This window comes from Aeromicrobium sp. CFBP 8757, from assembly GCF_014841755.1.
Taxonomy (GTDB): Bacteria; Actinomycetota; Actinomycetes; order Propionibacteriales; family Nocardioidaceae; genus Aeromicrobium.
The window spans coordinates 59,849-73,127 of record NZ_JACYUM010000008.1; the positions used below are offsets into that span (position 1 = coordinate 59,849).

The following is a 13,279-nucleotide window of genomic DNA, read 5'->3' on the forward strand; positions in this document are numbered from 1 at the left end:
CCAAGATGTCGTGTCGGGGGTCGACAGGCTCAAGGGGCATGCAGTGGGACAGACCGGACGACAGATGCGTCAGCGCACCGTCGAGCGCATGAAGACGACGAACACCAAGCAGGGCAAGGCCCGTCCGGAGCCGTCGCGCGGGGCGAAGCTGCGCTACTGGTTCGACGCCACGATGGCCCGCGGCACGTCCGCCCTGGTGGCGTGGCTCGCCGTCGTGACGCTCGTGCTGATCGTCGTGTTCACGGTCATCGTGCAGGTCACCGGCATGGAGCCCGGATCGCCCAACGCCAAGGGCGGCTTCTTCGGGCAGATGCTCGCGACCCTGTTCCACGCGCTCGACCCCGGCACCGTCGCCGGCGACTCCGGCTCGTGGCGGTTCATCGCGACGATGCTGGTGCTGACCGTGGCCGGCCTGTTCATCGTCAGCGCCCTGATCGGCGTCATCGCCACCGGCATCGACGACAAGCTCGCCGAGCTGCGCCGCGGACGTTCACTGGTCATCGAGCGCGACCACACCGTGATCCTCGGCTGGTCCGACTCCGTGTTCGCGATCGTCCGCGAGCTGTCGATCGCCAACGAGAGCCGCAAGCGGCCGGCGATCGTGATCCTCGCCGAGCAGGACAAGGTCGACATGGAGGAGCAGATCCGCGAGAAGCTCGACGACCTGCGCGGCACCCGCGTCGTCTGCCGCACCGGCTCGGCCCTCGACCTCGGCGACCTCGCCCTGAGCAACCACTCGCTGGCCCGCTCGATCATCGTCCTGTCGCCCGGCGGAGACGAGCCCGACAGCGAGGTCATCAAGACCCTTCTCGCCCTGACCCACGACGGCGACGGGCCGCACATCGTCGCCGAGATCCAGGACCCGCAGAACCTCGAGGCCGCCCGTCTCGTCGGCGGCGACCGCACCGTCATCGTCGACAAGCGCGAGACCATCGCCCGCCTGATCGTCCAGACGTCCCGTCAGTCGGGCGCCGCCGCCGTCTACACCGAGCTGTTCGACTTCGACGGCGACGAGATCTACTTCCACTCCGACGCGTCGCTGGCGGGCAGCACCTTCGGCGAGGCGGTCGCCGCGTACGAGTCGGCGTCCGTCATCGGGCTCGTGTCGCCCGACGGCTACGTCGAGCTCAACCCCGCGATGGACACCGTCGTCGGCGGCAGCGAGCTGGTCGTCGTCGCCGAGGACGACTCGGTGCTCGCGAACGCCGCCCGCAGCACCACGGCCGTCGACGAGTCGCGCATCAACACCGCCCCCGTCGCGCCCGAGGCGCCGTCGAAGGTGCTGATGCTGGGCTGGAACGAGCGCGCCGCCACGGTCGTCCGCGAGCTCGACGAGTACGCGCAGGAGGGCTCGACGCTCGAGATCCTCACCGAGCTCGGCACCCCGGACGTCCCGACGCTGGCCAACCTGTCGGTCACCGTCACGCGCGGACGGACGTCCGACCGGGCGACCCTCGACCGCTTCGACGTCCGCCAGTATGACCAGATCATCGTGCTCTGCTACTCCGACGAGCTGCCCGTGCAGCGCGCCGACGCCCGCACCCTCGTGACGCTGCTGCACCTGCGCGAGATGGTCGGCGACCGCGCCAAGGGCGAGCGACCGTCGGTCGTCAGCGAGATGCTGGACGACCGCAACCGGGCCCTCGCCCAGGTCGCGCACGTCGACGACGTCATCGTCAGCGACGAGATCCTCAGCCTGATCCTGTCGCAGCTGTCGGAGAACGAGCGGCTCGAGGCGGTCTTCCAGGACCTGCTCGACGCCGACGGTGCCGAGATCTACCTGCGGCCCGCTCGTGACTACGTGCTCGAGGGCGAGCCGGTCACGTACGCGACGGTCGTCGCCTCGGCCGCTCGCCGCGGCGAGACCGCGCTCGGCTACCGCGTCTCGGCCGAGGCGGACGACGCCGACGCGAGCTTCGGCGTGTACGTCAACCCGGCCAAGTCGGCGCGGTTCGGCGTCCTGCCGGCCGACCGCGTGGTGGTGCTCGCGGAGGACTGACGCGACGTCGCGCATCCCCGACCGGGCGTGAGGCGCGCGCGGTAGATTGGGACGTGCGATGGGTGCCGGCCGCTGGGCCCCTCGGCGGCGCGTGATCTGGCCGTCTCCCCGGCCGCCACGACGGCACCGTCGCAGGCGTGTTTCAGGGAGGGAGTCCCAGATGCGCCGACGTCCCCGGAGTCGCGCGACTCCGGGGACGTCCTGCATCGGGGTGGCTCAGCCGTAGTGGCCCGCCTCGACGTCGTCGAGCAGCGTCGGGCCGGTGGGCGTCCAGCCGAGCGTCTCGCGGGTGATGACGCTCGACGCGGGGATGTCCATGCCGACGAGCCCGCCCAGCCAGCCGAAGTGCGCGGCGGCGTCGTCCGGCGAGACCGACCGTGCGGGCAGGCCGAGCCGGCGTCCCAGTGCCTCGGCGAGGTCGCGGATGGCCACGCCCTCCTCGGCGCTGCCGTGCAGCACCGACCCGGGGGCGGCCTTCTCGACCGCGAGTCGGAACAGGGTCGCGGCGTCGGAGCGGTGCACGGCCGGCCACCGGTTGCCGCCGTCGCCCACGTACCCCGCGAAGCCCCGGTCGCGGGCGACCTGGGCCAGCGTCGCGACGAAGGCCCCGTCACCCTCGCCGTGGACGGAGGGCGACAGTCGCACGACGGACGACCGCACGCCGCGGTCGGCGAGCGCCAGGGCGGCGGCGGTGTTGGCGACGCGGGGTGCGGTGTGCCCCTCGGGCAGGGCGACGTCCGCCTCGGTCGCCACGCGGCCGGGTGACAGGCCGGCGAGACCGGCCGCGATCACGAGCGTCGGATCGTCCCCGCCCACGGAGGAGCCGAGGGTCTCGATCGCGACGCGGTCCGCCTCGGCCGCCTCGGCGAACCCGCCCGAGAAGGCCAGGTCGTGCTTGAACGCGAGGTGGACGACTGCGTCGGCGTCGGCGGCGGCCGACCGCAGGACGTCGAGGTCGTCGAGCGAGCCGCGGACGACGGTCGCGCCGAGGGACGTGACGGTGGCGGCGGACGCGTCGCTGCGGGCCAGGCCGGTGACCTGGTGGCCGGCGGCGACGAGCTCGGGGAGGACGGCGGAGCCGATGAAGCCGGATGCTCCGGTGACGAAGATGCGCATGGGATTCCTTGGGTGGGCGAGGTGATGTCAGTGACTGACATGAACGGTAGCAGGTGATGTCAGAAACTGTCATCGCCTAGGATCGACGCATGAGCCGATGGGATCCGGATGCGAAGGGCCGCCTGGCCGAGGCCGCCCGCACCCTGTTCATCGAGCAGGGCTTCGACCGCACCACCGTCGCCGACATCGCCACGCGCGCCGGTCTCACCGAGCGCACCTTCTTCCGCCACTTCACCGACAAGCGCGAGGTGCTGTTCGCCGGCGACATGCTGAGCGGACGGATGTCCGACGTCGTCGCGTCCGCGCCGTCCGACCTCGCCCCCATCGAGGTCGTCACCCTGGCCGTCGAGGACGCCTGCGACGCGATCACGTCCAGCCCCGACTGGTCGCGCGACCGCGCGCGCATCGTCGCCGAGCACGCCGACCTGCGCGAGCGCGAGCTCGCCAAGATGGGAGTCCTGGCGGCGGCGCTCGCCGAGGGGCTGCGCGCCAGGGACGTCCCGGCGTCCACTGCGGTCGTCGCCGCCGAGCTCGGCGTGCTGGCCTTCCGGCTGGCGTACGAGCGCTGGGCCGTCGGGCCGCGGTCCGAACGGCTGGCGCCCATGGTGCGGGTCGTGCTGGCCGAGCTGGCGGACGTCGCCGGTCACCGCTGAGCGTCCCCGGCTGGAGCGCGGTCGAGCGTGAGGCCGCCCACGTTCGGTGGGATCGGGAACAGACGCGCCCGTAAGATGGTTGCAGCAAGCAATCGCCTTCCGCGTGCTTGCTCGCGCGCTCTCTTGTCGCCCTCCTGATCGTGAAAGTTCTTCTGTGTCCTCCTCTGCCGTCCGCCGCACCCACTACTGGGTGACGTTCGCCGTCCTCGCCGTCTCCGTCGCGTCCTACACGCTGATGCAGTCGCTGACGATCCCCGTCCTCTCCGAGCTCGAGACCGAGTTCAACACCGACCAGAACACGGTCACCTGGCTGCTCACCGGCTACCTGCTGTCGGCCTCGGTCTTCACCCCGATCATGGGTCGCCTCGGTGACGCGTACGGCAAGCAGCGCCTGCTCGTCATCTCCCTCGCGGCCCTCGCGATCGGATCGCTCGGCGCCGCGCTGGCCCCGTCGATCGGCCTGCTGATCGCCGCCCGCGTCGTCCAGGGCGTCGGTGGCGGCGTGCTGCCGCTGGCGTTCGGCATCATCCGCGACGAGTTCCCGAAGGAGAAGATCGGCGGCGCCGTCAGCGTCGTCTCGTCGCTGCTCGCGGTCGGCTTCGGCGCCGGCATCGTGCTCGCCGGCCCGATCGTCGACGCCCTCGGGTTCCGCTGGCTGTTCTGGCTGCCGTTCATCGTCACGGCCGTCGCCGCCGTCGTCGCCGCGGTCGTCGTGCCCGAGTCGCCCGTCCGCACCCCCGGACGCATCGCGATCCTGCCCGCCGTGCTGCTGTCGGCCTGGCTCGTCGCGCTGCTGCTGGCCCTCAGCCAGGCCCCCGAGTGGGGCTGGGGCGACGTCAAGACCGTCGTCCTGCTGGTCGCCGCCGTCGTCCTGCTCGCCGCGTGGATCCGCACCGAGCTCGTCGTCGACGTCCCCCTCATCGACATGAAGATGATGCGCCTGCCCGGCGTCTGGACGACCAACCTCGTCGCCCTGCTGCTCGGCGTCGGCATGTACGCGTCGTTCGGCTTCATCCCGCAGTTCAACCAGACGCCCAGCGCCAACGGCTACGGCTTCGGCTCGTCGATCACCGAGTCGGGCCTGATCCTGCTGCCGTCCGCGATCATGACGTTCCTGACGGGGCTCGTCGCGGCGCCCATCGCCCGCCGCATCGGCCCCAAGACCGTCGTCGTCGTCGGCTCGGTGCTCGGCGCCGTCGGCATGTTCATGATGGCCGTCTGGCACGCCGAGCCGTGGCAGGTCGCGGTGTCCAACGCCGTCACCGGCACCGGCATCGGCCTGGCGTTCGCGTGCCTCGCCGGCCTCATCGTCGCCGCCGTCACCCCCGAGCAGACCGGTGTGGCCAGCGGCATGAACGCCAACATCCGCACCATCGGCGGATCGATCGGCACGGCCGTCATGGCCAGCATCGTCACGGCGCACTTCCTGCCCAGCGGCTTCCCGAAGGAGATCGGCTACACCGCCGGCTTCGTCGTGCTGGGTGGCGCGCTGCTCGCCGCCGCGATCGCCGGGCTCATGATCCCGTCGATGTCGGAGCAGGCCATCGAGGACAAGCTCGAGCAGGAGCGCCTCGACCGCGAGCTCGCGGTCATGGGTGCCTGACACCTCCGTGAACCGTCCCGCAGGAGCCCGGTCGACCGTCGCAGTGCTGGCGGGCGGCACGGGCGCGTTCGGGCTCCTGCAGTCGCTGATCGTCCCGGTGCTCACCGAGGTGCAGGACCGCTTCGACACCGACCAGTCGACCGTCACGTGGGTGCTGACGGCGTACCTGCTCTCGGCCGCCGTCGCGACCCCGCTGATCGGCCGCATCGGCGACGCCGTCGGCAAGCAGCGGATGCTGGTCGTGACGCTGACTCTGCTCGCGATCGGCTCGGCCATGGCCGCCGTGGCGCCCAGCATCGAGTGGATGATCGTCGCCCGCGTGGTGCAGGGGCTCGGCGGTGGCGTGCTGCCGCTGTCGTTCGGCATCGTCCGCGACGAGGTCTCGCCCGAGCGGTCGGGCACGGCCGTCGGCCTGCTCGCCTCGCTGGTGTCAGCCGCCTTCGGCATCGGCATCGTGCTGGCCGGGCCCATCGTCGACGGGCTCGGCTACCCGTGGCTGTTCTGGCTGCCGGCCATCGCGACGGCCCTGGCCGCGGTGGGCGCCGTCCTGTTCGTCCCCCGATCGCCCGTCACCGCGAGCGGACGCATCAGCGTCCTGCCGGCCCTGCTGCTGTCGGGGTGGCTCGTCGCGCTGCTGCTCGCGGTCAGCGAGGGCAACGACCGCGGGTGGACGTCCACGACGATCCTCGGGCTGCTCGCCGCCGCGGCGCTGCTGCTCGCCGGATGGATCGCGTCCGAGCGACGGGCCGCCGTCCCCCTGATCGACCTCGACCTGATGCGCGAGCGGGGCGTCTGGACGGCGAACGTCGTCGCCTTCGTCGCCGGCTTCGGGACGTTCGCGTCGCTCGGCTTCCTGCCCCAGCTGCTGCAGACCCCCTTGTCGTCCGGCTACGGGTTCGGCGAGACGATCTCGCAGTCGGGCTGGGTGCTGCTGCCGTCGTCGGCGTCCGCGTTCGTGATGGGGTTCGTCGCACCGCGGCTGGTGCGGCGGCTCACCGCCCGCCGGGTCATCAGCATCGGCGCCGCGGCCAACGCCCTGGCCTTCGGCGGCATCGCGCTGTTCCACGACGAGCTGTGGCACATCAGCTCGCTCATGGTGCTGCAGGGCATCGGGATCGGCTGCATCGTGTCGAGCATGGCGGGCGTCGTGCTGGCGTCCGTGCCGGCGCACCAGACCGGGGTCGCCAGCGGCATGAACGCCAACATCCGGCTGATCGGCGGCTCGATCGGCACCGCCATGATGGGCGGCGTCATCACGGCCCGCACCGGGGCCGGCGGCTTCCCGCTCGAGGCGGGCTACCGCGACGGCTTCCTCGTGCTGTCGGTGGCGGCGATCGTCGCCGTCGGGCTCGCGCTGCTGATCCCGCGGGTGCCCGGACGTCATCACGGAAGCGGCACCGTACGTACTGAAGTGATGACGTCCGCGGTGGGCGCCTAGGACGTCATCACCGATGCGGTGACGCAGGTACCGATGTGATGACGTCCCCGATGGGGCGTAGGCGACGTCCTACGGCTTCTCGCCGGGCGCGCGCTCGACGGGGACCTCCGCCGAGTCTCGGCGGGCGCGGATCGCCAGCTGGGCGCGCTCGTCAGGGGGCTCGGCCATGTATGGAACTGCGAAGGGATCGGCCTCGGTGTGAGCGAAAAGCGAGGCCACTCGGTCCACTGTCCTGCCCTGGACTGCGGATGCAGCAGAGCTGACGCGCTGCCCCGCGCCCGCCGTGACCGTGGTGGGATCGCTGGGCGAGATGGGAACGATCGAGTCAGGGCTCAAGGCAACCCATCCGGGCACGCTGGTGTACGCGCTGGCACGAAGCTTGGTCAGCACCATCACGTACTCCGTCCCTACCTTGTCGAGCGCAGGTTGCCCCTCCATCCGTAGGGGAGCGGTTGACGTCGCGTCGAAAACTGACCCGTCCAGTCCGAGGGCGACGCGATCGGGGGCGTCGGGCGCGCCCTCGCGAGACCACACGACTCTGCGGACGTCAAAGGACACCTGGCGCGGGATGTACCCCTCGCCCGCCTTCTTCTCCTCGTCGCTCGTATCGAGGTCGCGGGTGGAGGTCAGCTTCGCCACGACGACGTGGTCGCCGTATGTGACCCAGTCGCGCAGGGTCTCGCTGGGGAGAAGATTGAGTCCTTCGGCGGTCAAGGGTGTGGCTGAACTCGTGGCCGCGGCAGGCGTCGGCGAGGCGTGGTCGTGCGCCCCGTGCCGGGCGGGCAAGGTGTACGAGAGTGCCCCGCAGAGCACTCCCGCGATAGCGGTCATGGCCGCAGCAGAAGATGTCCTCATGGTGTGCTCCGCATCTAGTAGGTCGCGTTGATGTTGTCGGAGTTGTTGTCACCCAGATACTTGTTGTCGTGGTCGTGCGCGGCGACCATGCACGCAAGTCGCGGGTCGGTCTGTCCGAGCGCCGGAAAGGCCTGGGCGCCGTGCGTGAGTCCCACAGCGTGGCCCGTCTCGTGGCAGGCGGCCATCCGATCGATCCCGGTACCTTCGCGGAATCGGATGTAGTGCTGGTCACAACGTTCGATGTCGGTGGCGTCGTTGCACCACGTCCGTCCGAGGGTGCTTGATGGGAGGCCGGTCGAGTCCTGTTGGTAGATGACGTCCGTCTCTCCGGAGCCGCTCGTGACTGGCGACGACACCTCCCCGGTGTTCAGGTGTGTCGCGTCATAGCTGCCCGTGAGAGCCGCTCGGACAGACGCTTTCGTACCGGCGTTGACCGAGCTCTGGAGGTAGACGGACAACTCTGCGTTGTCGGTCTGGCAGTAGTAGGGATCGGACAAGCTCGCGCCGTGGCAGTACCACGACGTGTTCGACGTGCGAAACATGTTGTCGGTGACTGCGGCAGTGGCCGATCCGAGCGGCAGGCAGAGAGCGAAGATGCTCACGAGGCCCGTCATCATTGCGGGAACCCTGTGTCGTGTTGCTTGCCCGGTCCGTCGATCATCGCTCATGAGCGATGATCCGCTCGGGAGGCGCATTCTCGTCAAGACGATTAGCGAATAATGGCCGTCGTTGAAGCGGAAGTTGTCATCGACGTGACAACAATTCGCGCCGGGTCAGCGGCCTGCGAGCTTGTCGAGCAGAGCGATGAACGGCTGGGCCGGGTGGGCGCGGTCGGGGCCGAGGTAGTGGTCGGCCCGCTCGCGGCGGACGCTCGCGAGAGGGTCCTTGCCGAGGGCCGCGTCGAGCGCGGCGTCGAGCTGCGTCAGGCCACGGTCGACGACGTACGCGGCCCGCGCGGTCGGGTGCGCCGCGCGGAACGCCTCGACGTCGTCGAACTGCGCGGCGTACATCACCAGCGGTTTCAGGCTCGCCATGAAGTCGACCACGATGCCCGAGATGTCGGAGACCATCGCGTGGACGGAGTTGAACGTCGCGATGAGCGGCTCGTCCATCGCGTCGACGCCGAACCGGTGCGGACGTCCGGTGGCGCGCGCGTCGGCGGCGAGCAGGTCGTTGACGCGGACGATCATCGCCTCGGCCTCGACGTGGTTCTGCCCCGCGAAGTGCCGGCGGAACACGACGGTGCACCCGCGGTCGAGCAGCGCCTGCACGATGCGGTCGGCCACCGCGAGCGACGAGACGTTGAGGGTGTCGTCGGCGTGCCGCCAGGTGGGCGCGTAGAGGACCGACGGGTGCTTCGGCATCCGCCCGGCCCCGACGTCGATGCCCTCGGTCTGCGGACGCCCGATCACCCGGATGCGCTCGGGCGGCACCACGAGGCCCGCATCGGCGAACCGGTCGATGGCCGCCTGACCCGCGACCGCGACGACGTCGTACGCCAGCACCCGCTCGGAGGCGCTCATCGGCTTGTCGCTGTCGCCGTGACCGAGGAACACGTGGGTCGCGTCGGACGCCTCGATGAACTCGGTGTTGCTCGCAGCGCCGTGCGGGTAGAGCGCCACCCGCACGCTGGACGGGATCGCGCCCTGGACGATCGGCGTCGTCGGGTACGTCGCCGCGAGCTGCTCGAACAGGGCAGGCGTGCGCGCCACCACGACCCACGGGATGCCGGTGCGCTCGATCCACGGCGACCACATGCCGATGTGGTGGCCCGCGACGCCGGCGTAGGGCATCGCGATGCGCGGCTCGAACGCGTCGACCGCGGCCTGCACCTCGGCGCAGCCACTGCGATAGCGACGGAAGATCGCGGTGATCAGCCCCAGCACCGCCAGCCCCAGGAACGCCGCCGCGACCTGGAACACGGGCTGGAACACGATCGCCACAAGCGTCAGGACGACCGACAGCCCGGCCGCGACCGCCCACACGCGGAAGCGGAACGGCGGCGCCGGCCGCACCCAGATCGGCTGGCCCGGCACGTGCGCCGCCAGCGGGGGACGGGCGACGGCACCGGAACGGGCGAGGGGAGCGGTCGCCAGCCCGAGGGCCAGGATCACGAGGGCGACGACGATCACGCCACGACTCTAGCCGTCCGACCGGTTGGGACCCTCCCACCACGGGTACCTGACGGACAGGGCCGCCAAGGGTCCTCCCGAGGAGCGTGCAGACATGTCAGAGCCCACCCGACGTCCCGTCGTCGTCGTCACCGGCGGCAGTGCCGGCATCGGCCGAGCGGCGGTGCGCGAGTTCGCGACGGCCGGCTACGACGTCGCGATCATCGCCCGCGGCCAGGCCGGCATCGACGGCGCGGTCGCCGACGTCGAGGAGCTCGGCGGGACGGCCCTCGGGCTGTCGGTCGACGTCTCCAAGATCGACGACGTCGAGGCGGCGACCGACCGCATCGAGGCCGAGCTCGGCGAGATCGACGTGTGGGTCAACAACGCCTTCGTCGGCTCGCTGGCGCCGTTCTGGGAGACGTCGCCCGACGAGTTCGAGCGGATGACCGACGTCACCTACTACGGCCAGGTCAACGGCACCCGCGCGGCGCTGCGCGTCATGCGCGCCCGCGACCGCGGCGCGATCGTCAACATCTCGTCGTCGCTGGCGCACCGCGCGATCCCGCTGCAGTCGGCGTACTGCGGGGCCAAGCACGCCGTGAAGGGCTTCACCGAGTCGGTGCGGGTCGAGCTGCGGGCGTCGGGCAGCAACGTCACGATCGGCCTCGTGACGCTGCCGGGCGTCAACACGACGCAGTTCAACTGGAACCTCAACCGCATGCCCGACCACCCGCAGCCCGTCGCGCCGATCCTCGAGCCCGAGACCGTGGCCAAGGCCATCGTGTCGGCCGCGCAGCACCCGCGACGCAACACGTGGGTCGGCATCGCGACGGCGTACACCGTGCTCGGCAACCGTCTCGCGCCGTCGTTCCTCGACTGGTACCTCGCGCGGACGGGCATCGACGGCCAGCAGACCGACGAAGACGCCCCGCGCTGGGGCTCCAACCTGTTCGAGCCGCGGGACGAGGACGTCGACCGCGGCGCTCGCGGACCGTTCTCCGACAAGTCGGGCACGTTCGACCCCGTGTCGCTGGTGTCGCGCAAGGCCGCCGCGCTCAAGTCGCGCATCGGCCTCTGACGGCCACGGCTACAGCCGGGTCACGAGCTCGAGCGACAGCTCGAAGAGGTCGCGGCGGGCGCTCGACGACGACCAGTTGCGGTGGTCCCAGGCCTCGCCGCTGACGTCGTCGCCGGCGTAGAGCAGCTGGACGAGGTCGACGCCGCGGAACTGCGCGATCGCCATGAGGGCGGACGCCTCCATCTCGACCACGAGGCAGCCCTCGTCGCGCCGGCGGCGGATCTTGTCGGGCGTCTCGCGGTAGATCGCGTCGGTCGTCCACGTGCGGCCCGTCAGGTGGGGGACGTCGCGCTCGTCGAGCAGCTCGACGGCCCTCGCGACGAGGGCGGCGTCGGCGTCGATCGTCCGGCCGGGCGGGACGTAGTGGAACGACGTGCCCTCGTCGCGGACCGCCGACGTCGGCACCACGACGTGGCCCAGCGCGAGGCCCGGCACGACGGCGCCCGCACCGCCGCACACCACGAAGCGTCCGACGCCGGCCGCGATGCACTCCTCGAGCATCCCGCCGGCCAGGGGCGCGCCGACGCCCGAGACGTACACCGCGACGTCGACTCCGTCGCGCGTGACGCGGTAGAGGTCGTGGGCGCCGTCCTCCCAGACGAACGAGCCGATCCACGTCGCACGGCCCGCGTCGACCTCGGCGTCGACGACCTCGTGGAAGAAGCACACGACGGCCCGGTCGGGGACGTCGGTGAACCCGCCCGTGTAGGGCGCCACGATCGCGGCGCGCTCGGGGTCGAACTCGGTGAGCGCGATGTCGTCCGTCATGACCCACATCATGCCCGGGAACATCTGGCCGTCCGAGATGGTTGAATCTTGTATGAAGAACGTCGGATTCCTGTCCTTCGGCCACTACCAGGCCGTGCCCGGTTCACAGACACGCACGGCGAGCGACGTGCTGCTGCAGTCGATCGACCTGGCCGTCGCGGCCGAGGAGATCGGCATCGACGGGGCGTACTTCCGGGTGCACCACTTCGCCCGGCAGCTCGCGTCGCCGTGGCCGCTGCTCGCGGCGGTCGGCGCGCGCACCAGCCGCATCGAGATCGGCACCGGCGTCATCGACATGCGCTACGAGAACCCCCTCGCGATGGCCGAGGAGGCCGCCGCGGCCGACCTCATCAGCGGCGGACGACTCGAGCTCGGCATCAGCCGGGGATCACCCGAGACCGCGCTGAAGGGCTACGAGTCGTTCGGCCACGTGCCGCCCGAGGGCATGTCGGACGCCGACATGGCGCGTGCGCACGCCGGCCTGTTCCGCGCCGCGATCGCCGGTGCCGGCGTCGCCGACTCCGACCCGCGGATGACCGGACGCTCGGTGCGCCTGCCCGTCATGCCGCAGGCTCCCGGCCTCTCCGACCGCATCTGGTGGGGTGCCGGCACCCGCGCGACCGGCGAGTGGGCCGCGAGCGAGGGCATGAACCTCATGAGCTCGACGCTGCTGACGGAAGACACCGGCGTCCCGTTCGACGAGCTGCAGCTCGAGCAGATCCAGCGCTACCGGGCCGCGTGGGAGAAGGCCGGGTGGGACCGCGAGCCGCGCGTCTCGGTGAGCCGCAGCGTCATCCCCCTGCTCGACGACCAGGACCGCGCATACTTCGGCGAGCGATCCGGCGACGACCAGCTCGGGCACCTCGACGGCGGCATCGCCCGCTTCGGCAAGTCGTACGTCGGCGAGCCCGACGTCCTGGCCGAGGAGCTCGCGAAGGACGTCGCAGTGCGCGAGGCCGACTCGCTGCTGCTGACCGTCCCGAACCAGCTCGGCGTCGCCTACAACGCCCGCCTGCTGCAGGCCCTGGCCGATCACGTCCTGCCCGCCATCGGGTGGTCCCCCCGCACCTGACCCAGCCACACGCCCGCCCCGGGCGACACCCCACTGCACGACGAAAGGACGACGACATGCCCCTGGTCATGGTCGACACCATCCGCGGCGAGTACGACGAGACGCAGCTGCGCACGCTGCTCGACGCGGTGCAGGACGCCGTCGTCGAGGCGTTCGACGTGCCCACGACGGACCGCTACCAGATCCTGACGCAGCACGAGCCGTTCGAGCTCGTCGCCCTCGACACGGGGCTCGGCATCGAGCGCAGCGACCGTCTGGTGATGATCCGGCTGTCGTCGAAGGCACGCACGCAGGAGGCCAAGGTCACCCTGTACGAGGCCCTCGCGCGCAACCTCGCCGACCGTCTCGACATCTCCGGCAACGACCTCGTCGTCACGATCAACGAGAACGGCGACGCGGACTGGTCGTTCGGGCACGGCACCGCCCAGTTCCTCACGGGCGACCTCACCTAGGCCACCTGGTCGCCAGGGAGGCCGCCTGCGGCCGGCCACTGAGCGGAGCGAGGCGACGTGACGCGAGCCTGATTGGTTGGTTCGCCTCGGGCTTCGCCCTCACGGTCGCTTCGCTCCCTGGCGAACGACCA

The 13,279-nt window shown here is 71.0% G+C and carries 12 protein-coding genes; 7 read left to right on the top strand and 5 right to left on the bottom strand.

What is annotated here, in order from left to right; genetic code table 11:
• The first annotated feature begins 88 nt into the window (after positions 1-88).
• A complete protein-coding gene (locus IFT73_RS16970) occupies positions 89-1,999 on the top strand; it encodes an NAD-binding protein (protein ID WP_192168641.1) in 1,911 nt (636 codons plus the stop codon).
• Positions 2,000-2,215: 216 nt separating this feature from the next.
• Here IFT73_RS16970 and IFT73_RS16975 read toward each other — a convergent pair whose 3' ends face one another.
• Entirely contained in the window at positions 2,216-3,115 is a 900-nt protein-coding gene (locus IFT73_RS16975) for an SDR family oxidoreductase (RefSeq protein WP_192168642.1), read from the bottom strand.
• An 89-nt stretch (positions 3,116-3,204) separates the two neighbouring features.
• On the opposite strand from IFT73_RS16975, the gene IFT73_RS16980 reads away from it, so the two are divergent.
• The 3 genes from IFT73_RS16980 (at position 3,205) to IFT73_RS16990 (ending at position 6,809) form a co-directional block, all read left to right on the top strand.
• On the top strand, positions 3,205-3,768 hold the full coding sequence (locus tag IFT73_RS16980; RefSeq protein ID WP_192168643.1) for a TetR/AcrR family transcriptional regulator: 564 nt from the start codon (positions 3,205-3,207) through the stop codon (positions 3,766-3,768).
• 154 nt (positions 3,769-3,922) lie between these two features.
• Positions 3,923-5,371, top strand: coding sequence for an MFS transporter (locus IFT73_RS16985; RefSeq protein WP_371811317.1), 1,449 nt, complete (start codon positions 3,923-3,925; stop codon positions 5,369-5,371).
• Entirely contained in the window at positions 5,364-6,809 is a 1,446-nt protein-coding gene (locus IFT73_RS16990) for an MFS transporter (protein ID WP_192168644.1), read from the top strand. The genes IFT73_RS16985 and IFT73_RS16990 overlap by 8 nt, the downstream gene beginning before the upstream one ends.
• A 69-nt stretch (positions 6,810-6,878) precedes the next feature.
• On the opposite strand, the gene IFT73_RS16995 is transcribed toward IFT73_RS16990, so the two are convergent.
• The 3 genes from IFT73_RS16995 to IFT73_RS19685 all read right to left on the bottom strand — a co-directional run bounded on the left by IFT73_RS16995 (position 6,879) and on the right by IFT73_RS19685 (position 9,796).
• Positions 6,879-7,640 carry a hypothetical protein gene (locus IFT73_RS16995; RefSeq protein ID WP_192168645.1) on the bottom strand — a complete coding sequence of 254 codons (762 nt, stop codon included), beginning with the start codon at positions 7,638-7,640 and terminating at the stop codon, positions 6,879-6,881.
• 38 nt (positions 7,641-7,678) lie between these two features.
• On the bottom strand, positions 7,679-8,266 hold the full coding sequence (locus IFT73_RS17000; protein ID WP_192168646.1) for a hypothetical protein: 588 nt from the start codon (positions 8,264-8,266) through the stop codon (positions 7,679-7,681).
• Between the two features lie 171 nt (positions 8,267-8,437).
• Positions 8,438-9,796 carry a CDP-glycerol glycerophosphotransferase family protein gene (locus tag IFT73_RS19685; RefSeq protein ID WP_192168647.1) on the bottom strand — a complete coding sequence of 453 codons (1,359 nt, stop codon included), beginning with the start codon at positions 9,794-9,796 and terminating at the stop codon, positions 8,438-8,440.
• Positions 9,797-9,890: 94 nt separating this feature from the next.
• Between IFT73_RS19685 and IFT73_RS17010 the strand changes: the two genes are divergently transcribed.
• Entirely contained in the window at positions 9,891-10,856 is a 966-nt protein-coding gene (locus IFT73_RS17010) for an SDR family oxidoreductase (RefSeq protein ID WP_192168648.1), read from the top strand.
• A gap of 9 nt (positions 10,857-10,865) precedes the next feature.
• On the opposite strand, the gene IFT73_RS17015 is transcribed toward IFT73_RS17010, so the two are convergent.
• Complete coding sequence (locus tag IFT73_RS17015; protein ID WP_192168649.1) at positions 10,866-11,624, bottom strand: nucleoside phosphorylase; 759 nt, start codon at positions 11,622-11,624, stop codon at positions 10,866-10,868.
• Here IFT73_RS17015 and IFT73_RS17020 point away from each other — a divergent pair.
• Together IFT73_RS17020 and IFT73_RS17025 are read left to right on the top strand one after the other, a co-directional pair.
• Positions 11,623-12,696: an LLM class flavin-dependent oxidoreductase gene (locus IFT73_RS17020; RefSeq protein ID WP_244633557.1), complete on the top strand. Its 1,074-nt coding sequence runs from the start codon at positions 11,623-11,625 to the stop codon at positions 12,694-12,696. The two genes, IFT73_RS17015 and IFT73_RS17020, sit on opposite strands and share 2 nt — an antisense overlap.
• A 56-nt stretch (positions 12,697-12,752) precedes the next feature.
• Positions 12,753-13,148, top strand: a complete 396-nt coding sequence (locus tag IFT73_RS17025; RefSeq protein ID WP_192168650.1) for a tautomerase family protein — start codon at positions 12,753-12,755, stop codon at positions 13,146-13,148.
• Positions 13,149-13,279 lie beyond the last annotated feature (131 nt).

What these genes read in the sequence shown, in the direction of transcription:
- IFT73_RS16970 (WP_192168641.1), top strand. Translation starts at nt 89, where the DNA reads ATGAAGACGACGAACACCAAGCAGGGCAAGGCCCGTCCGGAGCCGTCG.
- IFT73_RS16980 (WP_192168643.1), top strand. Translation starts at nt 3,205, where the DNA reads ATGAGCCGATGGGATCCGGATGCGAAGGGCCGCCTGGCCGAGGCCGCC.
- IFT73_RS17010 (WP_192168648.1), top strand. Translation starts at nt 9,891, where the DNA reads ATGTCAGAGCCCACCCGACGTCCCGTCGTCGTCGTCACCGGCGGCAGT.
- IFT73_RS17025 (WP_192168650.1), top strand. Translation starts at nt 12,753, where the DNA reads ATGCCCCTGGTCATGGTCGACACCATCCGCGGCGAGTACGACGAGACG.
- IFT73_RS16975 (WP_192168642.1), bottom strand. Translation starts at nt 3,115, where the DNA reads ATGCGCATCTTCGTCACCGGAGCATCCGGCTTCATCGGCTCCGCCGTC.
- IFT73_RS16995 (WP_192168645.1), bottom strand. Translation starts at nt 7,640, where the DNA reads ATGACCGCTATCGCGGGAGTGCTCTGCGGGGCACTCTCGTACACCTTG.
- IFT73_RS17015 (WP_192168649.1), bottom strand. Translation starts at nt 11,624, where the DNA reads ATGACGGACGACATCGCGCTCACCGAGTTCGACCCCGAGCGCGCCGCG.
- IFT73_RS17020 (WP_244633557.1), top strand. Translation starts at nt 11,623, where the DNA reads ATGACCCACATCATGCCCGGGAACATCTGGCCGTCCGAGATGGTTGAA.